General features: G+C 65.6%; 19 protein-coding genes. 6 read left to right on the top strand and 13 right to left on the bottom strand.

Annotated features, from left to right (window positions below):
- Positions 1–31 precede the first annotated feature (31 nt).
- The 3 genes from mqnE to DESUT3_RS00835 all read right to left on the bottom strand — a co-directional run bounded on the left by mqnE (position 32) and on the right by DESUT3_RS00835 (position 2,855).
- The gene (mqnE, locus tag DESUT3_RS00845; protein ID WP_221250578.1) at positions 32–1,111 is read right to left on the bottom strand and encodes an aminofutalosine synthase MqnE; all 1,080 of its coding nucleotides are present in this window, start codon (positions 1,109–1,111) and stop codon (positions 32–34) included.
- Between the two features lie 27 nt (positions 1,112–1,138).
- Complete coding sequence (locus DESUT3_RS00840) at positions 1,139–1,738, bottom strand: UbiX family flavin prenyltransferase (RefSeq protein ID WP_221250577.1); 600 nt, start codon at positions 1,736–1,738, stop codon at positions 1,139–1,141.
- A gap of 241 nt (positions 1,739–1,979) precedes the next feature.
- Positions 1,980–2,855 carry a UbiA-like polyprenyltransferase gene (locus DESUT3_RS00835; RefSeq protein WP_221250576.1) on the bottom strand — a complete coding sequence of 292 codons (876 nt, stop codon included), beginning with the start codon at positions 2,853–2,855 and terminating at the stop codon, positions 1,980–1,982.
- A gap of 205 nt (positions 2,856–3,060) precedes the next feature.
- Here DESUT3_RS00835 and DESUT3_RS00830 point away from each other — a divergent pair, with 205 nt between their 5' ends.
- The 5 genes from DESUT3_RS00830 to DESUT3_RS00810 all read left to right on the top strand — a co-directional run bounded on the left by DESUT3_RS00830 (position 3,061) and on the right by DESUT3_RS00810 (position 8,328).
- Positions 3,061–3,429 (top strand): DnaJ family domain-containing protein, encoded by a 369-nt coding sequence (locus tag DESUT3_RS00830; protein ID WP_221250575.1) that lies wholly within the window; start codon positions 3,061–3,063, stop codon positions 3,427–3,429.
- 49 nt (positions 3,430–3,478) lie between these two features.
- On the top strand, positions 3,479–3,934 hold the full coding sequence (locus tag DESUT3_RS00825) for a YqaA family protein (protein WP_221250574.1): 456 nt from the start codon (positions 3,479–3,481) through the stop codon (positions 3,932–3,934).
- A 273-nt stretch (positions 3,935–4,207) separates the two neighbouring features.
- Positions 4,208–4,660, top strand: coding sequence for a response regulator (locus DESUT3_RS00820; RefSeq protein ID WP_221250573.1), 453 nt, complete (start codon positions 4,208–4,210; stop codon positions 4,658–4,660).
- 81 nt (positions 4,661–4,741) lie between these two features.
- On the top strand, positions 4,742–6,034 hold the full coding sequence (locus tag DESUT3_RS00815; protein WP_225911586.1) for a GGDEF domain-containing response regulator: 1,293 nt from the start codon (positions 4,742–4,744) through the stop codon (positions 6,032–6,034).
- Positions 6,035–6,138: 104 nt separating this feature from the next.
- Positions 6,139–8,328, top strand: a complete 2,190-nt coding sequence (locus DESUT3_RS00810) for a sensor histidine kinase (protein ID WP_221250571.1) — start codon at positions 6,139–6,141, stop codon at positions 8,326–8,328.
- Between the two features lie 39 nt (positions 8,329–8,367).
- On the opposite strand, the gene DESUT3_RS00805 is transcribed toward DESUT3_RS00810, so the two are convergent.
- The 5 genes from DESUT3_RS00805 to DESUT3_RS00785 all read right to left on the bottom strand — a co-directional run bounded on the left by DESUT3_RS00805 (position 8,368) and on the right by DESUT3_RS00785 (position 13,613).
- On the bottom strand, positions 8,368–9,174 hold the full coding sequence (locus tag DESUT3_RS00805) for a transglutaminase-like domain-containing protein (protein ID WP_221250570.1): 807 nt from the start codon (positions 9,172–9,174) through the stop codon (positions 8,368–8,370).
- A 20-nt stretch (positions 9,175–9,194) separates the two neighbouring features.
- Positions 9,195–9,776, bottom strand: a complete 582-nt coding sequence (locus DESUT3_RS00800) for a Slp family lipoprotein (RefSeq protein WP_221250569.1) — start codon at positions 9,774–9,776, stop codon at positions 9,195–9,197.
- A gap of 163 nt (positions 9,777–9,939) precedes the next feature.
- Positions 9,940–10,344 carry a bacteriohemerythrin gene (locus DESUT3_RS00795; protein ID WP_221250568.1) on the bottom strand — a complete coding sequence of 135 codons (405 nt, stop codon included), beginning with the start codon at positions 10,342–10,344 and terminating at the stop codon, positions 9,940–9,942.
- Positions 10,345–10,416: 72 nt separating this feature from the next.
- Positions 10,417–12,216: a DNA helicase RecQ gene (recQ, locus tag DESUT3_RS00790; RefSeq protein WP_221250567.1), complete on the bottom strand. Its 1,800-nt coding sequence runs from the start codon at positions 12,214–12,216 to the stop codon at positions 10,417–10,419.
- A gap of 20 nt (positions 12,217–12,236) precedes the next feature.
- Entirely contained in the window at positions 12,237–13,613 is a 1,377-nt protein-coding gene (locus DESUT3_RS00785; RefSeq protein WP_221250566.1) for a UbiD family decarboxylase, read from the bottom strand.
- An 83-nt stretch (positions 13,614–13,696) separates the two neighbouring features.
- Between DESUT3_RS00785 and DESUT3_RS00780 the strand changes: the two genes are divergently transcribed.
- Positions 13,697–13,846 carry a hypothetical protein gene (locus DESUT3_RS00780; RefSeq protein WP_221250565.1) on the top strand — a complete coding sequence of 50 codons (150 nt, stop codon included), beginning with the start codon at positions 13,697–13,699 and terminating at the stop codon, positions 13,844–13,846.
- Between the two features lie 99 nt (positions 13,847–13,945).
- Here DESUT3_RS00780 and DESUT3_RS00775 read toward each other — a convergent pair whose 3' ends face one another.
- The 5 genes from DESUT3_RS00775 to DESUT3_RS00755 all read right to left on the bottom strand — a co-directional run bounded on the left by DESUT3_RS00775 (position 13,946) and on the right by DESUT3_RS00755 (position 21,250).
- Entirely contained in the window at positions 13,946–15,520 is a 1,575-nt protein-coding gene (locus DESUT3_RS00775) for a hydantoinase B/oxoprolinase family protein (RefSeq protein WP_221250564.1), read from the bottom strand.
- Between the two features lie 169 nt (positions 15,521–15,689).
- The gene (locus tag DESUT3_RS00770) at positions 15,690–17,672 is read right to left on the bottom strand and encodes a hydantoinase/oxoprolinase family protein (RefSeq protein ID WP_221250563.1); all 1,983 of its coding nucleotides are present in this window, start codon (positions 17,670–17,672) and stop codon (positions 15,690–15,692) included.
- 324 nt (positions 17,673–17,996) lie between these two features.
- Positions 17,997–18,866: a succinate--CoA ligase subunit alpha gene (gene sucD, locus DESUT3_RS00765; protein ID WP_221250562.1), complete on the bottom strand. Its 870-nt coding sequence runs from the start codon at positions 18,864–18,866 to the stop codon at positions 17,997–17,999.
- 78 nt (positions 18,867–18,944) lie between these two features.
- Positions 18,945–20,114: an ADP-forming succinate--CoA ligase subunit beta gene (gene sucC, locus DESUT3_RS00760; RefSeq protein WP_221250561.1), complete on the bottom strand. Its 1,170-nt coding sequence runs from the start codon at positions 20,112–20,114 to the stop codon at positions 18,945–18,947.
- 134 nt (positions 20,115–20,248) lie between these two features.
- The gene (locus DESUT3_RS00755) at positions 20,249–21,250 is read right to left on the bottom strand and encodes a YhdH/YhfP family quinone oxidoreductase (RefSeq protein ID WP_221250560.1); all 1,002 of its coding nucleotides are present in this window, start codon (positions 21,248–21,250) and stop codon (positions 20,249–20,251) included.
- Positions 21,251–21,457: the final 207 nt, after the last annotated feature.

Genomic DNA, 21,457 nt, shown 5'->3' with positions numbered 1-21,457 from the left:
CTTCGTGTCCTTCGTGGTGAAAAAGGTTTTCTCAATAAACCCGCAGTTCCCGGTACAGCGTGTCGCGCTCCACCGGCACCCGCCCCGATTTGCGGATCAGCTCGACGATCTGCTCCTTGGCCAGCGCCTGGGGCGAATCGGCGCCGGCGTCGTGGCCGATCTTCTCCTCGACCACCGTGCCGTCGAGGTCGTTGACGCCGAAGGCCAGGGCCACCTGGGCGATCTTCAGCCCGAGCATCACCCAGTAGGCCTTGACGTGGCGGAAGTTGTCGAGGTAGATGCGGCTGATCGCCAGGGTCTTGAGGGCGTCGACCCCACCCACCCCCCGGGCGCCGGGGACCCGGGTATTGTCGGGCTGAAAGGCCAGCGGGATGAAGGTCTGGAAGCCCCCGGTGCGATCCTGCAGCCGGCGCAGCCGGCCGAGATGGTCGATGCGGTCCTTGTGGCTCTCCAGGTGCCCGAAGAGCATGGTGGCGTTGGTGCGCAGCCCGGCGCGGTGCACCTTCTCGGTGACCTCGAGCCAGCGCTCGCCGGAGATCTTCTCGGGGCAGATCTGCTCGCGCACCTCCTCGGCGAAGATCTCCGCACCGCCGCCGGGCATGGAGCCAAGACCGGCCTCCTTGAGCTCGGCGATGACCTGCTCGATGCTCTGCCCGGTGAGCCGGGCGAAGTAGTCGATCTCCACCGCGGTGAAGGCCTTGATGTGCAGCTGCGGGCTGTCGGCGCGGATGGCGGCGATCATCTCCAGGTAGAAGTCGAAGGGCAGATCGGGGTGCAGTCCGCCCACCATGTGGATCTCGGTGGCGCCGGCGGCCGCCGCCTCGGCGGCCTTGGCCAGGATGTCGTTGAGCGCCAGGGTGTAGCACCCCTCGTCCTCGGCGGTCTTGGAAAAGGCGCAGAAGGTGCAGCGGTTGACACAGATGTTGGTGTAGTTGATGTGCCGGTTGACGTTGAAGTAGACCCGCTCGCCGTTTTTCTTGCGATTGGCCCGGGCCGCCAGTTCGCCGATGGCCAGCAGGTCGTTGGATTCGAACAGCTCCAGGGCCTCGCCATCGGAGATACGGGCGCCATTTTCGATCTTGGCGCGAATGTTTTCAAACAGTTTGATCATGGCATTTCGGAATGGGAATGTTTTTGCCTACCCCTCGCCCCAACGCTGGAACAGGGAGTGCTTGATCTGCAGGCTGTCGAGGATCTTGCCGACCACGAAGTCGACCAGGTCGTCGATGGTTTTCGGCCGATGGTAGAAACCCGGCATAGCCGGCAGAATATGGGCGCCGGCCCGGGAGAGTTTCAGCAGGTTCTCGAGATGAATCGGGTTGAAGGGGGATTCGCGGGGCACCAGGATCAGCTCGCGGCGCTCTTTGAGCGCCACGTCGGCCGCTCGCTCCACCAGGTTGCTGCCGATGCCGGCGGCGATGCGCCCGGCGGTGCCCATGGAGCAGGGGACGACGACCATGGCGTCGGGAGCCGATGAGCCGCTGGCCACCGGCGCGAACAGGTCATCGGCGTCGTAGTGATCGAGCCTGTGGCTGCCGCCGAAATAGTCGCGCATCAGCTGCTTGCGCGCCGAGGTGGACCCTTCCCACTCCAGCCCCGTCTCGTAGCGCAGCACCTCGAGCCCCGAGCGGGTCAGCAGCAGCGCCACCCGGCACTGGGACTTGAGCAGCTCCTCGACCAGGCGCAGGCCGTAGATCGACCCGGAGGCTCCGGTTATGGCGACGACGATTTGTTTCATAAGGGCCGTGACTGGTGACTCGTGATTGGTCAAAACCTTAAAATCGAAAAGCAGCCTATCGCCTGTTCGCTTTGCTTGCCCGAGGGCGCCGAGTACAGGAAAAAAAGCGATACTTTCATTTACCACGAAGGACACGAAGACCACGAAGTTTTAAAATCCTTGAGATCCTGCAAGCAGCTTTTCTTCGTGCTCTTCGTGCTCTTCGTGCTCTTCGTGGTGAATCAGTCTTTCACCTTAAGGCCTAGAGCAACGCATCGACCAGCGTAAAGGCGAAGATGGTCACGCTGATGTAGCCGTTCATGTTGAAAAAGGCCGCGTCGAGCTTGGAGAGGTCGTCGGGCTTGACCAGCAGGTGCTCGTAGGCAAGCAGGCCGGCCACCACCAGCACCCCGCAGAAATAGATCCAGCCCAGGCCGGTGCCGATCAAAAGCAGCAGCAGCAGAAACAGCATCATACCATGAAAAGCGCGCACCAGCAGGATCGAGCGTTCCACGCCGAGCTTGGCGGGGATGGAATGCAGCCCCATTTCGCGGTCGAACTCCAAATCCTGCAGCGCGTAGAAGATATCGAAGCCGGCCACCCAGAACAGCACCGCCAACCCCAGGGCGATGATCTGCCAGCTGACGTCGCCGCGCAGGGCGATCCAGGCGCCGATGGGAGCGGCGGCCAGGCAGATGCCCAGCACCACGTGGGCCAGGGCCGTGAAGCGCTTGCAGAAGGAATAGAGCGCCAGGAAAAACAGCGCCACCGGGGCCAGGTAGAAGCAGAGGGGGTTGAGCATCCAGGCGGCGAAGAGCAGCAGCGCGAAGGAGCCGAGCACGAACAGCCAGGCCTCGAGCCGCGAGACCTTGCCCGCCGGGATGTGACGCTCGGCGGTACGGGGGTTGCGCGCGTCGATGCGCGCGTCGATGATGCGGTTCAGGCCCATGGCCCCCGAGCGGGCCCCGACCATCGCCACGCAGATCCAGAAGACCTGCCCGAAGCTGGGCGGCGCCCCGCTGGCGAGCGAGGCCAGCACCACCCCCATCAGCGCAAAGGGGAAGGCGAAGATGGTGTGGGAGAACTTGATCATCTCCAGCAGGGTTTTGGTCTTTTCGAAAAATTCGGCCTTGGTCATCGAAATCAGTCCGGGATGCAGGGGGTTGCGGGATTCTCCCTCGAACCACGCAGTCTACACCCGGGATGGCAAGGGTTCAAGCCCTTTTGCCGCCAACCGCTGGGGGCTGGCGGGCCGACAGCGGTTTCTGCTATAGTTTCCTCAGCAAACGGGGCCGGTCCGTCACCGCCCCAGCTCAAGCCTTCCTCCGGGCCGGGAGATGTGGATGGATGTCTTTGCCCTGATCGCTGAGCGCAGGATTCTCGAGGCCATGCAGCGCGGCGACTTCGACAACCTGGCCCTCAAGGGCCAGCCGATCGCCCGGGACGAGTGCGGCGAGGTCCCCGCGGAGTTGCGCATGGCCTACAAGGTGCTGAAAAACGCCGGGATGGTCCCCGAAGAAGTGGCCATCAGCCGCGAATTGGTCACCCTGCGTAATCTCGTCGATTGCTGCCAGAATGTCGAGGAACGGACGGAGCTGAAGAAACAGCTCACCGAAAAAGCCCTGCGCTTCAACCTGCTGATGGAGAAGCGGGGCCGCAGCGCCGCCTTCGAGGAGTACGAAACCAGGCTGGCCGCCAAGATGGGGCTCTGAGCGATTTCAGGCCACACGGATCCGCCCAATTCCTTCGAGTTCCCCCGCCATGGATGAATTCATCGCCCAACACGGCCATCTCGCCCTGTTTCTGCTGAGCTTTCTTGCCGCGACCCTGATTCCCCTCGGTTCGGAATGGCTGCTCGCCACCCTGCTGCTCAACGGCGGCGATGCGCTGCTCGCGGTCTCGCTGGCCACCGCCGGCAACACCCTCGGGGCGCTGACCACCTACGCGGTGGGACTGTGGGGCGGAACCTTTCTCATCGAGCGGGTACTGCGCATCGATGCCAGCTCCCGGCAACGCGCCGAGCGCCTCTACGCCCGCTTCGGCAGCTGGTCGCTGCTGCTGAGCTGGTTGCCGGTGATCGGCGATCCGCTGTGCCTGGCCGGAGGGATCCTGCGGGTCGCCCCCCTGCGCTTCGTCCTGTTGGCCGGGTCGGGAAAACTGGCTCGCTACGCCGTTTTGGCAATGCTGGTAAAAAATGCTGGCAGCTTTCCGGGTTGACCCTGCGAAAGCCGGCAATTTTTCCGCACACCCCCATGGCGCCCCTCCTGGATTGTTTCCCAGCAAAGGATTCAGGTGCAAACTCAGTACACTTCTTGCATCAATCTCCCCTGCAGTATCCGACTCTTGGCATTCAATGACATCCCTGCGTGGCCCCCCCCCGCGAATTTCGCCAATCGGCCGGACCTCCCGGGTATTTGGCTGCAAGGGCGGATGGCCCGCGCAATGCGGGTAAAAAACCCACTCTGAAACAATTTTTCCGGGGATACCACCATGAAGGAAACCACGCCGGCCACTATCCTGCTGGTCGAGGACGATCCCGGCCATGCGCGGCTGATCGAAAAAAACCTGCGCCGCGCCGGAGTTTCCAACTCCATCCGGCACCTGGATAGCGGCCAGAAGGCTGTCGATGCTCTCTTCGGGCAGCAGGGCGAGGTCGGGCAACCCTGGACCCGGCCTTTGCTGGTGCTGCTCGATCTGAACCTGCCCGACCTCGACGGATTCCAGGTGCTGCAGCGGATCAAAGCCACCGAGCGCACCCGCACCATCCCGGTCGTCATCCTCACCACCACGGACAATCCGCAGGAGGTCGCCCGCTGTTACGAACTCGGCTGCAACATTTTTGTCACCAAACCCGTGGATTACGCCAGGTTCTGCGAAGCAATCCGCAGTCTCGGCCTTTTTCTATCGGTGATTAATCTGCCGCCGAAAAGCGGACCCGCTTGATTCACCCGGGCACTTCGGGCAGGGCACCAGTTTTTCCTTGATCGTGGCATTTGGAGCGTAGATTTCCCTATGACTGGAACAATGGCAACCCGCATTCTCTACATGGAAGACGAGCCTGGCCTGGCCAGGTTGCTGAAAAAACGGCTGGAACGTCGAGGCTACCAGGTCGATGTCGCCACCAGCGGCGAAGATGGCCTGGCGATGCTGGCCCGGGAGGGCTTCGACATTGTCCTGGTGGATTACCATATGCCCGGGATCAGCGGCCTGGAGGTGATCCGCCGGCTGCGAGCGGACCAGAACCCTATCCCGACCATTATGGTGACCGGCAACGGCAACGAGGGAGTCGCCGTCGAAGCGATGAAGGAGGGGGCCACCGACTATCTGGTCAAAGACGTGGAGCTCAGTTACCTGGAGCTGCTCCCCCTGGTCATCGACCAGGTCCTGGAGCGCACCCACCTGCTGCGGGAGCGCGAGCAGATGCTGGGCACCATCCGCGAAAGCGAAGAACGCTACCGCAAGCTGGTGGAGCTGACCCCCGACGGCATCGCCGTAAGCGTCGACGACCGCCTCGAATTCGTCAACCCGGCGGGGACCTTTCTGCTCGGCTGTTCCAATGCCCGGGAGCTGCTCGGCAGGTGCCTGATCGACTTCGTGACCAAGGATGGGCAAAGCGCCCTGCAGGAACATTTCCGCCAGCTCTCCCGGGCCAAGGACAGCGTCCCCTGGGTGGAGGGGAAACTGGCCAGGGCCGACGGCAGCAAGGTGGAAGTGGAGATCTCCGGCCTTCCGTTTCAGTTCCAGGGGCACCGTGCGGTGCTGACCATCTTCCGCGACATCACCGACCGCAAGCAGGCCCAGGCACGCTTGGAACAGATGGCCCATTTCGACCCCCTGACCGGTCTGCCCAACCGGGTGCTGTTCTTCGATCGCCTTGGCCAGGCATTCCTGCAGGCCAAGCGCTACAGGCACCATTTCGCCCTGCTGTTTCTGGATCTGGATCGCTTCAAGCAGATCAACGACACGCAGGGTCACGAAATCGGCGACCTGGTTCTCAAGGAAACCGCCCGTCGCCTCAACGAACTGGTGCGCGCCAGCGATACCGTGGCCCGGATGGGCGGGGACGAGTTCACCATCATCCTTTCGCGGATGCACGAACCGCCCAATGCAAGCCTGGTGGCCGAAAAGATCATCGAATCACTGGAAAAGCCGTTCGTCCTGAAGGGGCAGGAGTTTTCCCTGAGTGCCAGCGTGGGTATCGCGGTTTTTCCGCTGCACGGGGAATCCCCCGAGGACCTGCTGCGCCATTCCGACATGGCCATGTACCAGGCCAAAAAAGCCGGCAGGGGAACCTACCAGGTCTTCGCCCCGGCATGATCCAAAGGGGAAATCGATTGCCCCGGTGAAATGGCCGGGTGCCGTCACCGAACCCGGCCGGCGCTGCCGGGCAACAGGCGATACACCCGAAATCGAGAGTATCCATGGCAGCCAGGATCGACCGCGACACCCCGCTGTACAACAGCCGCATATTCGACACCTACCTGCGCTTTCTCAAGCGCCACTACCCCGAGGTCGACCGGGAAGAGGTGCTGCGCTATGCAGGTGTCACCCCGCACCAGGTAGCTGACCAGGGCTGCTGGTTCACCCAGGAGCAGACCAACCGCTTCTACCAGAAAATCGAGGAGCTCACCGGCAGCCCGGGGGTGGCCCGGGAGGCGGGACGTTATTGCGCCTCGCCCGAGGCGATGGGCTTTGCCCGCCAGTACATACTCGGCTTGCTCGGTCCCGCCAGAGCCTTCGAATTGGTCGGCAAGGCGGCGGTCAGCTTTTCCCGCTCGGCGCAATACAGCTCTCGTCGCCTGGGGAAAAACCGCTTCGAGCTGCTCGTCACCCCCCACCCCGGAGTGGAAGAGCAGCCCTATCAGTGCCAGAACCGCTTCGGCACCTTTGAAGCCATCCTGCAGATCTTCGGCTGCCGGCTCGACGCCCTCGAGCACCCCGAGTGCCTGTTCCAGGGCGACAGCTGCTGCCGCTACCTGCTGTCCTGGAAGAAACCTGCCTGGAGCCAGCTCAAACTGGTCCGCAATCTGGCGGGCCCGCTGCTCGCCTGCGGCACCCTGGCGGTGTATTTCCATGATCCTGAATTCGCCCTGCAGTGGGCCCTGCCGTTTTCCCTGCTGAGCGTCCTGGGCCTGACCCTGCTCGCCGAGAACCTCGAAAAGCGGGGATTGCGCGGGCACCTGAGCAGCCTGAGCGATCCGGCCGACCAGCTCATCCAGCAGATCAACACCAACTACAACAACGCCCTGATCACCAACGAAGTCGGTCAGGCCATCAGCCAAAAGACCCAGATCGGCGATATCCTCCACGGCATCCTGCGGATCCTTGAAAAACGCCTCGACTTCGACCGCGGGGTCATCATGCTCGCCGATGAGGCAGAGGAAAAGCTCGTGTTCAGGGAAGGCTACGGATGGGCTGAGGAACATCGCCGGAGCCTGGAGGCATCTCCAGTTCCGTACCGGCTGCCCGGCGGCCATGGACCGCTGGCCAGGGCGTTTCTGGAAAAGACACCGCAGATGGTCAACCGCATCGAGGAAATCGCCGATCGGCTCTCTGCCGAAGGGCTGGAAATGCTCCGCCAACTGGGGGTCAAATCCTTCATCGCCTGCCCCATCATCAGCGGCGACGAGGCCATCGGCGTGCTGGCGGTGGAAAACCACCGGGGCAACCGGCCATTGACCCAGGGGGACATCAGCCTGCTGATGGGACTGGCACCGATCATCGGCATCCGCATCGGCAACGCCAGGCTGCTCGAAACCCAGCACCGCCAGCAGCACGAAATCCTCACCCTGGAGAAAGCCCGCAACGAGATCGCCGCCGCCAAGGAAAAGGCCGAACACTTCGCCGGCGAGCTGCAGCAGATCAACGAGGAGCTCAAGAGCTTTACCTATATCGTCTCCCACGACCTGCGCGCCCCGCTGGTCAACATCAAGGGGTTCTCCGCAGAGCTGACCGCCGCGTTGGGCGATCTCGACGAGCAGCTTCAGGAATACCTGGCGCAGCTCGATGAATCCAGGCGCCACGAGCTGGAGCTGATACTCAGACAGGACGTCCCCGAGGCCCTCGACTTCATCAACTCCTCGGTGGCCCGGATGAGTTTTCAGATCGACGAGATTCTCAAACTCTCCCGGGTCGGCCACCGGGAACTCTCCATGGAAACCGTCGATACCCGGGCCCTGGTGGAAAAAATTCTCAAAACCCTGGCCCACCAGCTCGAAACCCGCCAGGTCGAGGTGGTCCTGGGAAAACTGCCCCCGGTTGCCGCAGACCCCCTGGCCATGGAACAGATTTTCGGCAACCTGCTCGACAACGCCGTCAAATACCTTGATCCCTCGCGAAAAGGGCTCCTGGAAGTGAACGCCGAAAACCAGGGGCCCTTTATCCGCTTTGCCTTCCGGGACAACGGCCGGGGCATCGCCGCAGAGGATCTGGAAAAGGTTTTCGCCATCTTCCGCCGCTCAGGGAAACAGGACGTCAAGGGGGACGGCATGGGCCTGGCCTACGTGCGGGCCCTGGTGAGGCGCCTGGGTGGGCGCATCTGGTGCGAGTCGCAACTCGACCGGGAGACGACTTTCTTTGTCCTGCTTCCCGCCAAGACACCCGGCCCCTGACCCCGAATCCCCCGGGCCGCATGCGGCCGGGCCCCCCTCCTAGCCGACCTCCTCGGTGATCACCCGGAAACCTGTCAGGTTATTTCGCCCGAAGGCGGTGGTCAGCGCGGTGTCGGTGGCGTCGCGTCCGAGGCTCATCAACACCCGCCCGATGCGCCGGGTGTTGTGCCGGGGGTCGAAGGTGTGCCAGGCTCCGCCGAGGTAGGCCTCAAACCAGGCGTTGAAATCCATCGGCAGGGGATCGGGGGGGATGCCGATATCCCCCAGATAGCCGCTGGCGTAGCGGGCGGGGATATGAAGACAACGGCAGAAGGCCACCGCCAGGTGGGCCATGTCCCGGCACACCCCGCGCCGGTCGCGAAACACCTCCCAGGCCCCCTTGTCGGCGCGGGCGTGCTCGTAACCGAAGCGTATGTGCTCATGGACCCAGTCACAGACCGCCTGAACCCGCGGCCAACCCTCAGGACAGGCCCCGAACAGGCGCCAGGCCACGGGGGCGAGCAGATCGGTTTCGCAGTAGCGGCTGCCGAGCAGAAAGGGGAGCGTTTCCACGGGCAGTTCGCTGACCGGATGCTGGCGCAGTTCCGGGAAGGCGGGTTCTGGCAGGCCGTCGTCGCGAACCAGGGTGTCGGCGGACAGGCGCAGCGGACCCGCCGGGGCCAGGGTCCGGGCACAGCGGTTGCCGAAGCCGTCCAGGAACTCCTCGATCTGCAGGGCAGGGGCCGAGCGGAGCCGGTCCGGCCGCTCCAGGTCGGCGCAGCGCGAGGGGTGGACGAAGAGCAGGAGCAGCAGGGGGGTCGGACCGGGAAAATCGAAACGGATATCGTAACCGATGCGAATCAGCATGGGACCACCTTGCCGACAGGCTACCAGTGCCTGTAGGGATACCGATGCCAGTAGGGCCGATGGTAGAAGGGGTCGTACCAGGGATCGTACCAGGGGTAGGCGGGATAATAGCGGCGCTTTTCGGGGAGGGGCCAGAGGTAGATTTCGCCGATCTCGAACACCAGCACCTCTTCGCCGAATTCACCGCCGGGAAAGACTTGCTTGCCTGCCACCAGGCCGGTCAGGGTGACGCGGCGCCCCTTGCGATAGGCCTCGGGGTCGAGCTCCCCCGAGGTGCGGGCCAGAAACCGTCCGCAGTTGGCGTCGAATTCCTGCGGCGCGTCCTGTTCATCGCGGCTGTAGCAGAGAATCTCCAGGGTCGTCCCGGCAGACGTCGCACGGTAGTCGGAAATCACCCCCGCCAGCAGCAGGGTGCTCCCCAGCCAGGCCTGAGGGTTGGCGCGCACCTCGCTGTAGCGGGCACCAGGGTCCACCGAGAAAAAGGCCTCTTCGGAAAGGACGTGGTGCCAGCCGGCCAGCAGCGTGGCTCCCACCAGCAGGCAGCCGGATTTGAGCCAAGGCTGCACCCGGGGAAAAATGACACGGCCGAATAACGAACCCATGGGTCCAGTTTAGCCGCCCCGCCAGGTTCGTCAAATGGGCAATGTTCTGCCCAGCCGCAGAAAAGGGAGCGATCTTCCGGCCGAATCTTCACGAGGGAGAAGATCGGGGGAGGGCGAAGGGGCTGCCGCCTTTTGGCGAAGAAACGGCAGCTCCGAGGGGGAATCAGGACCGACCCTGGAGGTATTCGCCAAAAGCCGTGTCAACTTTCCGGATATGCATGATCAGCCAGCGCAGCACCGCTTCATTGGTTTCTACCAGCAGGGGAAAGGAACTCCCCCCCTCGGCCAGCTGTTTTCTCAGCGCCTCGATCCTGCCCATGAAGCTGCGGTGTTCCTCCCGGTGCCCGGCAAAACCGGGATAGCCGTAGCGCAGCATTTGAGACTCTTCGTCGTTGAAGTGAAAGACTATGTAATCACTGAGAAAGTCCAGAAGTTCCGCAAGCTGTTCCTTCCCCCTGGCCTGCTTGCAGGCCTCGGTCAGGGCGCCGAAGCGCCGAAACAGCTCCTGATGCTGGGCGTCGATGATCTCTACCCCGACTGAATATTCGGCTTTCCACTGCAGGGCCATGCGCTGTCTCCTTGGATTCGATTTTCGGGAGCCGAACTCCCCGCCTTACCTGCAAGCAAATTTGACGCCAGCTCAGCGGTGGAGAAAACTGACGATCTCCTCGAGAAACTGGGCGCCGTACTTCTGCAGCTTGAGCTTGCCGACCCCGTTGATGCGCAGCAGCTCGTCGCGTCCGGTGGGCAGGTAGGCGGCCATCTCGGCCAGGGTGGCGTCGCCGAAAATCACGTAGGGAGGGACCCCGGCCTCGTCGGCCAGGCGCTTGCGCAGGGCGCGCAGGGCGTCGAACAGCTCCGGGTCGTAGTCGAGCTCACCGGCCTTTTTGCGCGGCGCCTTCTTCTCGGCCACCGCCTTGAGCCGCGGCTTGGGCAGCACCAGGGCCTTCTCGCCGCGCAGCAGGGGGCGGGCCGCCTCGGTGAGCTTGAGCACCGAGTAGTTGGCGACGTCCTGGCGCAGGTAGCCGAGGTGGATCAGCTGGCGGATCAGGTTCCCCCAGATCTCGGCGGGGTGGTCGGCGCCGATGCCGTAGGTGGAGAGCCGGTCGTGCCCCAGCTCCCGCAGTCGCTGGGTGTTGGCGCCGCGCAGCACCTCGATGACATGGCCGACGCCGAAGCGCTGCCCGACCCGGTAAACGCAGGAGAGGGCCTTTTGCGCATCGACGGTGGCGTCGTAGGTCTCGGGCGGGTTGAGGCAGACGTCGCAGTTGCCGCAATCCTCCTCCAGCGGCTCGCCGAAATAGCCGAGCAGCACCCGGCGCCGGCAGTTCTGCGCCTCGGCGAAACCGACCATGGCATTCAGCTTGTGCAGTTCGATGCGCTTCTGCTCCGGGTTGCCCCCCTTGTCGATCAGCCCCCGGGCGATGGCCACGTCGCCGAAGCCGAACAGCAGCAGCGCCTCGGCGGGCAGGCCGTCGCGGCCGGCGCGGCCGGTCTCCTGGTAGTAGCTCTCGATGTTCTTGGGCAGATCGTAGTGCACCACGAAGCGCACGTTGGGCTTGTCGATCCCCATGCCGAAGGCGACGGTGGCCACCACCACCTGCAGGTCGTCGCGCAGAAACGCCTCCTGCACCCGGCGCCGTTCCTCGTCGGGCAGCCCCGCGTGGTAGGGGGCGGCCCGGTAACCGGCGGCCGCCAGGCGCGCCGCCACCTCCTCGACCCGCTTGCGGGAGAGGGCGTACACGATCCCCGACTCGCTGCGGCGGGTTTTGAGAAAAGCGGCCAGCTGGCTGGCCGGCTTGAGCTTGTCGGCGACGCTGTAGCGGATGTTGGGCCGATCGAAGCCGGCGACGAACACCTGCGCCTGGCGCAGCCCGAGGCGCTCGAGGATGTCGGCGCGGGTCTGGGGGTCGGCGGTGGCGGTCAGAGCGACCAGCGGCACCCCGGGGAAATGCCGGCGCAGCTGTCCCAGCTGGATGTACTCGGGGCGAAAATCGTGCCCCCACTGGGAGACGCAGTGGGCCTCGTCGATGGCGAACAGGGCCAGGGGGATCTCCCGCAGCCGGGTTAGGAACTCCTCGCTCATCAGCCGCTCGGGGGCGATGTAGAGCAAGTCGAGCTCGCCGGCGTGGAGCCGCGCCAGCACCCGGCGCGCCTCGGCGCTGGCCAGCGAGGAGTTGTAGAAGGCAGCCGCCACGCCGTTGGCGGTGAGGGCGTCGACCTGGTCCTTCATCAGCGAGATCAGCGGCGACACCACGATCGCCACCCCCTCCCGACACAGGGCCGGCACCTGGTAGCAGAGCGACTTGCCGCCGCCGGTGGGCATCAGCACGAAGGCGTCCTCCCCGGCGACCAGGGATTCGACGATCTGCTGCTGGTGGGGACGAAATTCACTGAAGCCGAAGACTTCGCGGAGGGTTTCGATGGGGGAAGGGGGCAAAACGGGTTCCTTTGGTAAATTCAATCGTCCAGTTTGATTCCGTACTCCGCCCAGCGTGCCGCGACCAGGGCCGCGGTGGCCGGATCGGGCTCGACGGCGGGGCGGCCGTCGCGGTGGGTGGCGTCGATGCCGAGCCGGCCTTTATCCACCAGCAGGTCAAGGCCCGGGTCGACGTTGTTGAACGCCCGCCACAGGCAGAGCGAGCCGTCGCGCAGGTCGACCTCCGCGTCGAAGGCCGCCAGCATGCGGGCCTTTTTCAGCAGCCCCCCCGACCAGAGGCGGCGCAGCAGTTTCTTGCCCCGCTCGGGATCGTCGCCGGCGGCCACCGAGGCCAGGGCGCAGCCGTGAAACATCCCCTCGAGGATGAAGCGAAAATCGGCCAATTCGGGGACATCCACCTGCAGCAGGGGCAGAAACAGCCGCTCGATGGCCCGCCCCAGCCAACAGTTTTCCATGGGCGGGCGGCCGACCACGGTGGCCGGGCAGAGGGGGTCGCGCCGGTGGCTGACGGCGGTAACGTGCAGCAGCGGGCAGGGGGCGGCCGGGGCGTAGTACCCGGTGTGGTTCCCAAAGGGCCCCTCGGGGCGCATTTCGCCGGGCTCCAGGTACCCCTCGATGAGGATTTCGGCCGCCGCCGGCACCGCCAGTTCCCCGGCAAGACTAAAGGTCATCTCCAGGGGCCTGCCGCGCAGCCACCCGGCAAACACCGCCTCGTCGATCCCCGCCGGCAGGGGGGCCGCCGCGGCCAGCACCAGGGCGGGATCGGCACCCAGGGCGATGGCCACCGGCATCCGCTCCCCCCTGGCCTGCCAGGCCGCGTAATGGGCGGCCCCGCCGGAGCCGGGGGACCAATGCAGAGCGGCGCCGCGAGCATCGAACACCTGCACCCGGTACAAGCCGCAGTTGACCGCGCCGCTTTCGGGGTGGCGGGTGAATACCAGCGGTTGCGTGAAAAAGCGCCCGCCGTCGCCGGGCCAGCCCTTGAGGGCCGGCAGGCAGCGCAGGTCGGGGGACTCGTCGCGCACCTCGCGGCAAGCCGCCTCCCCCACCATGACCGGCTGCAGGTGGCTTTCGGCCAGCAGGCGCTGGAGCCGCTCGGCCCCGCTTCCGGCCAGCGGGGCGATGGCGGCGGCGAGACGCCGCCCCGGCTCCTCGAGATCTTCGACGCCCAGGGCGGCGGCCATGCGTCCGGGAGAACCAAACAGGTTGGTCAGCACCGGCAAGCGCACCCCCTTAACCTGCTCGAAGAGCAGCGCCGGGCCGCCGCCGGGGGATTTGCAGACCCGGTCGGTGATCGCGGCGATTTCCAGCAGCGGGTCGACGGGAACCCTCACCCGGGTCAATTCGCCCCGCGCCTCGAGGCTGCGCACAAATTTTCTGAATTCTTCCCCGGACATTGCATAACCCGTTGACATGTTATACTTCAGGTGTAAGATAGTTGCTTCGGACAAGCCCCCAACCCCGTGAAAGGATGGAAACAATGCGAAAACTGGCTGCTTACATCACTACCGCCCTGCTCGTCCTTTCCCTCGCCGCCTGCGCGACCTCCACAGCCACTGGCGAAAAGGCCAAAGTGAAGTGCCCGGCCTGCGGTTATGAGTTTACCCCCCATACCTCTCCGGGCAACTAGCGAAGCAGGGGATTCCTTTTAAGTCGGCCTGAGGCTGGTAGACTCCCGCCCGGTTTCGTGCGTTGATCTCCGCAGGAAACGGGCGGGGGTTTTTCCGTATCAGGATTTTAATCCCCCCCACCCACCGCCGCCGGGGGTTTCGACGATCAGCCGGTCACCGGCCTTCCCCTCGATGGAGCATTTTCCGGGCAGTTCCGTGACCTTGCCGTTGCGCAGCAGACGGTTGCGGCCCCTTGCGCCCGCGGCGCCCCCCTGCAGACCGTAGGGAGCCGTGCGGCGCCGCTCGCTGATCAGCGTGATGCGCGCATCCCCCAGTAGCTCCCACTCCTTGACCACCCCGTCGCCGCCGCGGTGCCGGCCGCTCCCTCCCGAGCCGTCGCGTAGCCGGTAGCGGCGCGCCCGCAGGGGATAGGCATGTTCGAGGGCCTCCACCGGGGTGTTGAGGGTGTTGGTCATGTGGGTCTGGATGCCGCTTGCCCCGATGCCTGCCGGCCCCGCTCCGGCCCCGCCGGCGATGGTCTCGTAGTAGGCGAACAGCTCCCCCGAACGCGGGTCCACCCCGCCGATGGTCAGGTTGTTCATCGAGCCGCCGCTGGCCGCCGGGATCCGCTCGGGCAAGGCCCGGGCCAGGGCGCCGAGCAGCACGTCGACCAGGCGCTGACTGGTCTCGACATTGCCGCCGGCCACCGCCGCGGGGAAGCGGCAGTCGACCACCGTGCCCGGTTTGGTGATCACCTCCACCGGGCGCATGCAGCCGGCGTTGTTGGGGATCTCCTCCGGCGCCAGCAGGCGAAAGACGTAGAACACCGCCGAGAGGGTAATGGCCCGCACCGCGTTGACGCAGCCTGCGACCTGGGTTGAGCTCTCGGAAAAATCGACCGTTGCCCGCTCTCCTTCCACGGTCAGGGTGCAGCGGATCGGCACCGGTGCCTCGCCCACCCCGTCGTCGTCGAGAAAATCCTCGAAGCGGTAGCTGCCGTCGGGGATGGCGGCGATCACCTCGGCCATCAACTTCGCCCCGTAGTCGAGCAGGGCGCCGCAATAGCACTCGGCCTCGGCCAGGCCGTACTGGCCGACGATCTCGCGCAGGCGCCGCTCACCGACCCGGTTGGCGGCCAGCTGGGCGGTCAGGTCCCCCTCGCGCTCCACCGGCGTGCGCACGTTGGCCAGAAACATGGCCAGCAGCTCGCGATCGAGCTGGCCGCCGCGCACGATCTTCACCGGCGGTATGCGCAGCCCCTCCTGAAAGATCTCCGTGGACAGCGGCAGCGACCCGGCGCTCATGCCGCCGACATCGGCGTGGTGGGCGCGATTGGCGAGGAAGAACTCGGGAGCGTCCTCGCCGAGAAACACCGGCGTCACCAGGGTCACGTCCGGAAGGTGGGTGCCGCCGCGGTAGGGGTCGTTGAGCAGGATCATGTCGCCGGGGGCCAGGTCGTTGCGCTCCAGGGCCGCGGCCACCGACAGCGGCATGGAGCCCAGGTGCACCGGGATGTGGGCGGCCTGGGCGATCATCTGCCCGCTACGATCGAACAGGGCGCAGGAGAAGTCCCGGCGCTCCTTGATGTTGGGCGAAAACGCGGTGCGCATCAGCACCGCCCCCATCTCCTCGGTCAGCGAGGTGAAGCGGTTCTTGAGCACTTCGAGGCGGATGGGATCGATGGCTTTTTGCATAAATCCGTGACTGGTGATTCGTGACTCGTGACTGGTAAGGGCGAAAACCCGGGGCCGGCGGCGCGTGCGCTCGCAAAGAGCTCGGAGAGGGCCTTGGTTTTGTAGTTTTTCCCTTAAATCCGACCTTATCAGATTTTATCCGTGTCCAATTGCAGTCCTTTTTTTGCTTTTACGCCTTCTTTTCCAGTACCAGATTCGCCCGCTGGTCGACCCGCACCGACCACCCGGGGCGCACCAGGTGGGTGGCGGTCTCCTCCACCACCAGCGCCGGGCCGGTGAAGGCCACCCCGCAGGGGAGCTCCTCGCGCTGGTAGAGGGGGATCTCGCTGGCCTTGCCGTCAAGGATCACCGCAACCGCCTGCGCCGGCTGCAGCTCGTCGCCGCTGCAGTGCCCCAGGGTCAGGTCGGGGCGCGGACCCCGGCCGACGGCGCGCAGCCGCAAAGTGACGATCTCCAGCTCGCGGGCCTCATCCTGGTAGCCGTAGAGCTCCTGGTGGCGGGCGTGGAAGGCGGCGGCGAAATCCCCCTCCCAGGGGACGTTGACCTCGAAGGACTGGCCGCGATAGCGCAGATCGAGGGAGTGCTCCAGGAGCAGCGCCGCGCCTTCGATCCCCTCGCCGGCCATGTCGGCGCGGGCCTGCTCCTCGAGAGGCCGGTAGAAGCCCATCAGGGCGTCCTGGGGGGTGTCGGCGGAGCAGAGCACCGAGTGGGAATAGTCGCGGATCACGTCGGAGAGCACCAGGCCCACCGCCGAGAGCAGCCCCGGGTGGACCGGGATGAGGATGCGCGGGATGGCGAGCTTCTCGGCCAAGGCGCAGGCGTGCAGGCCGCCGGCGCCGCCGAAGGGGAGCAGGGCGAAGTCGCGGGGGTCGTGGCCGCGCTGCACCGAGACCACCCGCAGGGCCCCGGCCATGGTCGCCTCGGCCACCTCGAGCACCCCTTCGGCGAGATGCACCGGGTCGATGCCGGCCAGGCGGGCCAGCGCCTCGACTCCTTCGCGGCAGCGCTCCAGGTGCAAAGGCATCCGCCCGCCGAGAAAGCGCTCCGGGAGCAACCGCCCGAGGTAGAGGTTGGCGTCGGTGACCGTGACCTGCTCGCCTCGGCCGTAGCAGATCGGCCCCGGGTCCGCCCCGGCGCTCTCGGGTCCGACCCGCAGCGCGCCGCCGGCGTCGAGGCGGGCGATGGAGCCGCCGCCGGCGCCGACGGTGTGGATATCGATCATCGGCACCTTGACCGGCCAATCGGCGATGACCGTCTCGGCGGTAAAGGGGATCTGCCCGGGACAGAGGCCCACATCGGTGCTGGTGCCGCCCATGTCGAAGGTGATGATCCGCTCGAAGCCGGCCGCCCGGGCGGTCTCGAAGGCGCCAACCATGCCGCCGGCCGGGCCCGAGAGGATGGTGCGCACCGCCTCGCTGCCGGCGGTTCCGGCCATGATCGAGCCGCCGTTGCTCTGCATGATGCGCAGCAGGCTTTGCCCCAGACCCTGCTGCAGGCGCCCCAGGTAGCGGGTCATGACCGGCGAGACCGCGGCGTTGACCGCGGTGGTCGAGGCGCGCTCGAATTCGCGGTATTCGGGGAGGATCTGGTGGGAGGCGCTGACCTTCAGCCCGGCCGCTTCGAGGGCCGCGGCCAGGGCGGCCTCGTGGCCGGGATTGGCGTAGGAGTGCAAAAGACAAATCGCCACCGACTCGCAGCCGGTCGCCTGGGCCGCCGCGACCACCCGCGCGATCTCTTCCGCGACCAGCGGGGTCTCGACGGTGCCGTCGGCCAGGGTCCGCTCGGCCGCCTCGACCACCAGCTCGCGGCTCACCAGCGCCCGGTGGCGCACCGGGTGCAGGGCGTAGAGCGCGGGCCGGTTCTGCCGGCCGATCAGCAGCAGGTCGCGAAAGCCCTCGGTAACCACCAGCGCGAGGCGCGCCCCCTTGCCCTCGAGCAGGGCGTTGGTGGCCACGGTGGAGCCGTGAAAGACCAGCCCGGGGCGCTCGCCGAGCAACTGGCGCACGCCCTCGAGCACCGCCCGCGAGGGGTCATCGGGGGTGGAGGGGAGCTTCCAGGTGGCGACGGTCTCGCCGTCGACCAGCACCAGGTCGGTGAAGGTGCCGCCGGTGTCGACGCCGAGCAAGGAAAGGTTGGGAGCGGAAGAGTTCATGAATGAGGAGTCTACCTCATCCCCGCAGGGTTGGCCAACCCTAATTGGCGTGCCGCCGTTCCAGCCTCTGCCCCTCCCTCGCCCCCCGCCGGAGCGAAGCAAACTGCAACAGGGGACTCGCCCTCTGACGGCGACCAAACTTTTGCTTGCCCAAAAAGTTTGGATCAAAAGGGCACCCCCATTGTCCCCGCCCGCCTGCGGCGGGTGCCCTCCGCTGCGCAGACGTTTTGGGGCCGTTCACATTCGCTTCGCTCAACCTCACGGCTGTTTCCCAAAACCTCCACTCCACTCCGCTCCGGCGGAGGCAAAGGGGGAGGTCTCCAATTAATTCAACGCCGCAATCATCGCCTCCCCCATCCGCGTCGGACTTTCCGCCACGGTGACCCCGCACTCGCGCAGGGCGGCGATCTTGTCGGCGGCCATCCCCTTGCCACCGGAGATGATCGCCCCGGCGTGCCCCATGCGCCGCCCGGGCGGGGCGGTGACCCCGGCGATGAAGGCCGCCACCGGCTTTTTCATGTTGTCGCGGATCCAGTGGGCGGCGTCTTCCTCGGCGCTGCCGCCGATCTCGCCGATCATGAACACCCCCTCGGTCTGCGGATCCTCGTTGAACAGTTCCAGCACGTCGATGAACTTCATGCCGATGATCGGGTCGCCGCCGATACCGACGCAGGTCGACTGGCCGAGCCCCGCGTCGCTGAGTTGCTTGACCGCCTCGTAGGTCAGGGTGCCGCTGCGCGAAACCACGCCGATTTTGCCCGGTTTGTGGATGTAGCCGGGCATGATGCCGACCTTGCACTCGCCGGGGGTGATCAGCCCCGGGCAGTTGGGGCCGATCAATCGGGTGCGGCTGGTGTTGAGGTAGCGCTTGGCCATGACCATGTCGCGGATCGGCACCCCCTCGGTGATGCAGACCGCCAGGTCGATGCGCGCCTCGCAGGCCTCGAGGATGGCGTCGGCGGCCCCGGGGGGAGGAACGAAGATCATCGAGACGTTGGCCCCGGTGAACTCCACGGCCTCGTTCATGGTGTCAAACACCGGGATCCCCTCGATATGCATCCCCCCCTTGCCCGGGGTGACCCCGGCGACGATCCGGCTGCCATACTGGCGGCACTGGCGGGTATGGAACAGGCCGGCCTTGCCGGTAATCCCCTGGACGACGATCTTCGAATCCCGGTTGATGAGGATGGACATGTGTTTTCTCCTGAGGAACGTTCCTGGCTCCGAAAACTGCTGAGATCCTCCGAATCCGGGCAGGCACCAGGCCTGCCCCTACGCCTGCCCTCCTCGCACCATCTCGACGATGCGGCTTGCCCCCGCCCCCAGGGTGTCGACGCACTGCACGTTGAGCCCCGAGCCGAGCAGCAGCTGTTTCCCCTCCTCGACCTGCGAGCCGTCCATGCGCACCACAATGGGCAGGGTGCAGTGCACCTCGGCGGCGGCCTCGATGATCCCCTGGGCGATGACGTCGCAGCGCATGATGCCGCCGAAGATGTTGACGAACACCCCCCTCACGGCCTGGTCCTGGAGGATGATCTTGAAGGCCTCGGCCACCTTCTCGCGGGTCGCCCCGCCGCCGACGTCGAGGAAGTTGGCCGGCTCGCCGCCGCATTCATGGAGCACGTCGAGGGTGGCCATGGCCAGCCCCGCGCCGTTGACCATGCAGCCGATGTCGCCGGCCAGCTTGATGTAGGCCAGGTCGAACTTGCCGGCGCTGATCTCCAGCGGGTCCATCTGCGAGTAATCGACCATGTCGTTGTACTCCCAGTGGCGAAACAGCGCGTTGTCGTCGAAATTGATCTTGGCGTCCATGGCCAGCAGCCACTCGGCCTTGGTCACCACCAGGGGGTTGATCTCCACCAGTGAGCAGTCTTTTTCCTGGCAGCAGCGGTAGAGATTGAGGACCAGGGTGACGCAGTCCTCGGCCAGGGCCCCGGTGAGCCCCAGGCCGAGGGCGATCTTGCGCGCCTGGAAGGGGCGCAGCCCGGTGAAGGGGTCGATGGTGAGCTTGTGGATCTTCTCCGGGTGGCGGGCGGCGGTCTCCTCGATGTCCACCCCGCCTTCGGCCGAAGCGATGATGCAGTAGCGGCTGCTGGAGCGATCCAGGGTGATGGAGAGGTAGAACTCGCGGGCCACCTCCACCGTCTCCTCGACCAGGATACGCCGCACCTTGAGCCCCTCCGGACCGGTCTGGGGGGTCACCAGGCGCCTGCCGAAGAGGTCCTTGGCCAGCTCGTGGGCCTGCTCCGGGTGGTGCACCAGCTTCACCCCGCCCGCCTTGCCGCGGCCGCCGGCGTAGATCTGCGCCTTGACCATGCAGCGGCCGCCCAGCATCTTGGCCGCCCGCTCCACCTGGTCGGCGGTCATCGCCACCCGCCCCCGCGGCACCGGGATGTCGTAGCTGGTGAGGATCTCCTTGGCCTGGTACTCGTGAATGTTCATAGCGCTCCTCGCCCCGCGGTCGAAGCAGCCCTCCGCCGCGGCATGGTCCACCTTCCCCAGACAGGTGAAAACCGGAAGAACAACAAGTCCTTCCGGTTTTCATTGGAGCAATTTTACCACTTATGAGCGATTCATCAACTCCCCAGCAGGTTGACCAGGGTGCGGCCGCGAACCTGCCCCTTGAGGATGGCGGCGATCTTCTCTTCGAGACCGGCCAGGGTCACCTCGGTGGCGGTTGCCTCGAGATTGTCCAGTTTCCAGGGGCCGGCCAGCTTTTCCCAGACCTGGCGGCGCGGTTCCATGGGGCACTCGGCGCTGTCGATGCCGTGCAGGCTGACCCCGCGCAGGATAAAGGGGAAAACGTTGATATTCAGCTCGGGCGAGGCGACCAGTCCGCAGCAGGTCACCACCCCGCCGTACTTGGTGGACTTGATGGCGGCGGCCAGGATGTCCCCGCCGACGGCATCGACCACCCCGGCCCAGCGGGTCTTCATCATCGGCCGTTCAGAACCAGCTGTGACCTCCTCGCGGCCGATCACCTCGGCGGCGCCGAGCTTTTTGAGAAAATCCGCCTCGCTCGCCTTGCCGGTGGCGGCCACCACGCGGTAGCCGGCCTTGGCCAGGATGTCCACCGCCAGGCTCCCCACCCCGCCGGTAGCTCCGGTGACCAGGATGTCGCCGTCGCCGGGCTGGACCTTCTCCGCCAACCGCAGCACCGAAAGCCCGGCGGTGAACCCGGCGGTGCCGAGGATCATGCTCTCGCGCAGCGACAGCCCCGCCGGCAGCCGCACCGCCCACTTGGCGGGGACGCGGATGTACTGGCCGTAGCCGCCGTCGGTCTCCATCCCCAGATCATAGCTGGTGACGATGACCTTGTCGCCCGGGGCGAAGCTGCCGTCGGCGCACTCCACCACCTCGCCGGCGGCGTCGATGCCCGGGGTGTGGGGGAAGTTGCGGGTCACCCCCGGGTTGCCGGTGGCCGACAGGGCGTCCTTGAAGTTCAGCGACGAATAATGGACCTTGACCAGCAGCTCGCCCTCGGGCAGCTCGCTGATTTTTTTCCTGCCTATGCGGCGGGTGAATTTTTTCGGCTCGGGCTGCTCGACAATCAGGGCGGTAAAGGTTTCGGGCGTCATTCGCTTCCTCCTCTGGGGTGGTCCGCCATGCGGCTGGTCATCAACCCCCATAGTTAACCATGGGTTCGCCGAAGAACAAGCGCGCCGCGGCGGCGTTTGGAATTGTCTCTTGCCTGGGCATAATTAAACAGGTATAGTTTCTTTTATCAAGTACTGACTTTTTAGTAATGTAGATACCAAAAAGATACCTTTAAGTATTTTCGGCCA

The organism is Desulfuromonas versatilis (assembly GCF_019704135.1).
Taxonomy (GTDB): domain Bacteria; phylum Desulfobacterota; class Desulfuromonadia; order Desulfuromonadales; family NIT-T3; genus Desulfuromonas_A; species Desulfuromonas_A versatilis.
Note: the sequence above shows the minus strand (reverse complement) of the source record. Positions and strands in the feature narration are given on the sequence as shown.

What these genes read in the sequence shown, in the direction of transcription:
- DESUT3_RS00800 (WP_221250569.1), bottom strand. Translation starts at nt 9,776, where the DNA reads ATGGGTTCGTTATTCGGCCGTGTCATTTTTCCCCGGGTGCAGCCTTGG.
- DESUT3_RS00840 (WP_221250577.1), bottom strand. Translation starts at nt 1,738, where the DNA reads ATGAAACAAATCGTCGTCGCCATAACCGGAGCCTCCGGGTCGATCTAC.
- DESUT3_RS00755 (WP_221250560.1), bottom strand. Translation starts at nt 21,250, where the DNA reads ATGACGCCCGAAACCTTTACCGCCCTGATTGTCGAGCAGCCCGAGCCG.
- DESUT3_RS00775 (WP_221250564.1), bottom strand. Translation starts at nt 15,520, where the DNA reads ATGCAAAAAGCCATCGATCCCATCCGCCTCGAAGTGCTCAAGAACCGC.
- DESUT3_RS00830 (WP_221250575.1), top strand. Translation starts at nt 3,061, where the DNA reads ATGGATGTCTTTGCCCTGATCGCTGAGCGCAGGATTCTCGAGGCCATG.
- mqnE (WP_221250578.1), bottom strand. Translation starts at nt 1,111, where the DNA reads ATGATCAAACTGTTTGAAAACATTCGCGCCAAGATCGAAAATGGCGCC.
- DESUT3_RS00810 (WP_221250571.1), top strand. Translation starts at nt 6,139, where the DNA reads ATGGCAGCCAGGATCGACCGCGACACCCCGCTGTACAACAGCCGCATA.
- DESUT3_RS00820 (WP_221250573.1), top strand. Translation starts at nt 4,208, where the DNA reads ATGAAGGAAACCACGCCGGCCACTATCCTGCTGGTCGAGGACGATCCC.
- DESUT3_RS00770 (WP_221250563.1), bottom strand. Translation starts at nt 17,672, where the DNA reads ATGAACTCTTCCGCTCCCAACCTTTCCTTGCTCGGCGTCGACACCGGC.
- DESUT3_RS00780 (WP_221250565.1), top strand. Translation starts at nt 13,697, where the DNA reads ATGCGAAAACTGGCTGCTTACATCACTACCGCCCTGCTCGTCCTTTCC.
- DESUT3_RS00815 (WP_225911586.1), top strand. Translation starts at nt 4,742, where the DNA reads ATGGCAACCCGCATTCTCTACATGGAAGACGAGCCTGGCCTGGCCAGG.
- DESUT3_RS00835 (WP_221250576.1), bottom strand. Translation starts at nt 2,855, where the DNA reads ATGACCAAGGCCGAATTTTTCGAAAAGACCAAAACCCTGCTGGAGATG.
- DESUT3_RS00805 (WP_221250570.1), bottom strand. Translation starts at nt 9,174, where the DNA reads ATGCTGATTCGCATCGGTTACGATATCCGTTTCGATTTTCCCGGTCCG.
- sucC (WP_221250561.1), bottom strand. Translation starts at nt 20,114, where the DNA reads ATGAACATTCACGAGTACCAGGCCAAGGAGATCCTCACCAGCTACGAC.
- DESUT3_RS00825 (WP_221250574.1), top strand. Translation starts at nt 3,479, where the DNA reads ATGGATGAATTCATCGCCCAACACGGCCATCTCGCCCTGTTTCTGCTG.
- DESUT3_RS00795 (WP_221250568.1), bottom strand. Translation starts at nt 10,344, where the DNA reads ATGGCCCTGCAGTGGAAAGCCGAATATTCAGTCGGGGTAGAGATCATC.
- DESUT3_RS00785 (WP_221250566.1), bottom strand. Translation starts at nt 13,613, where the DNA reads ATGTCCGGGGAAGAATTCAGAAAATTTGTGCGCAGCCTCGAGGCGCGG.
- sucD (WP_221250562.1), bottom strand. Translation starts at nt 18,866, where the DNA reads ATGTCCATCCTCATCAACCGGGATTCGAAGATCGTCGTCCAGGGGATT.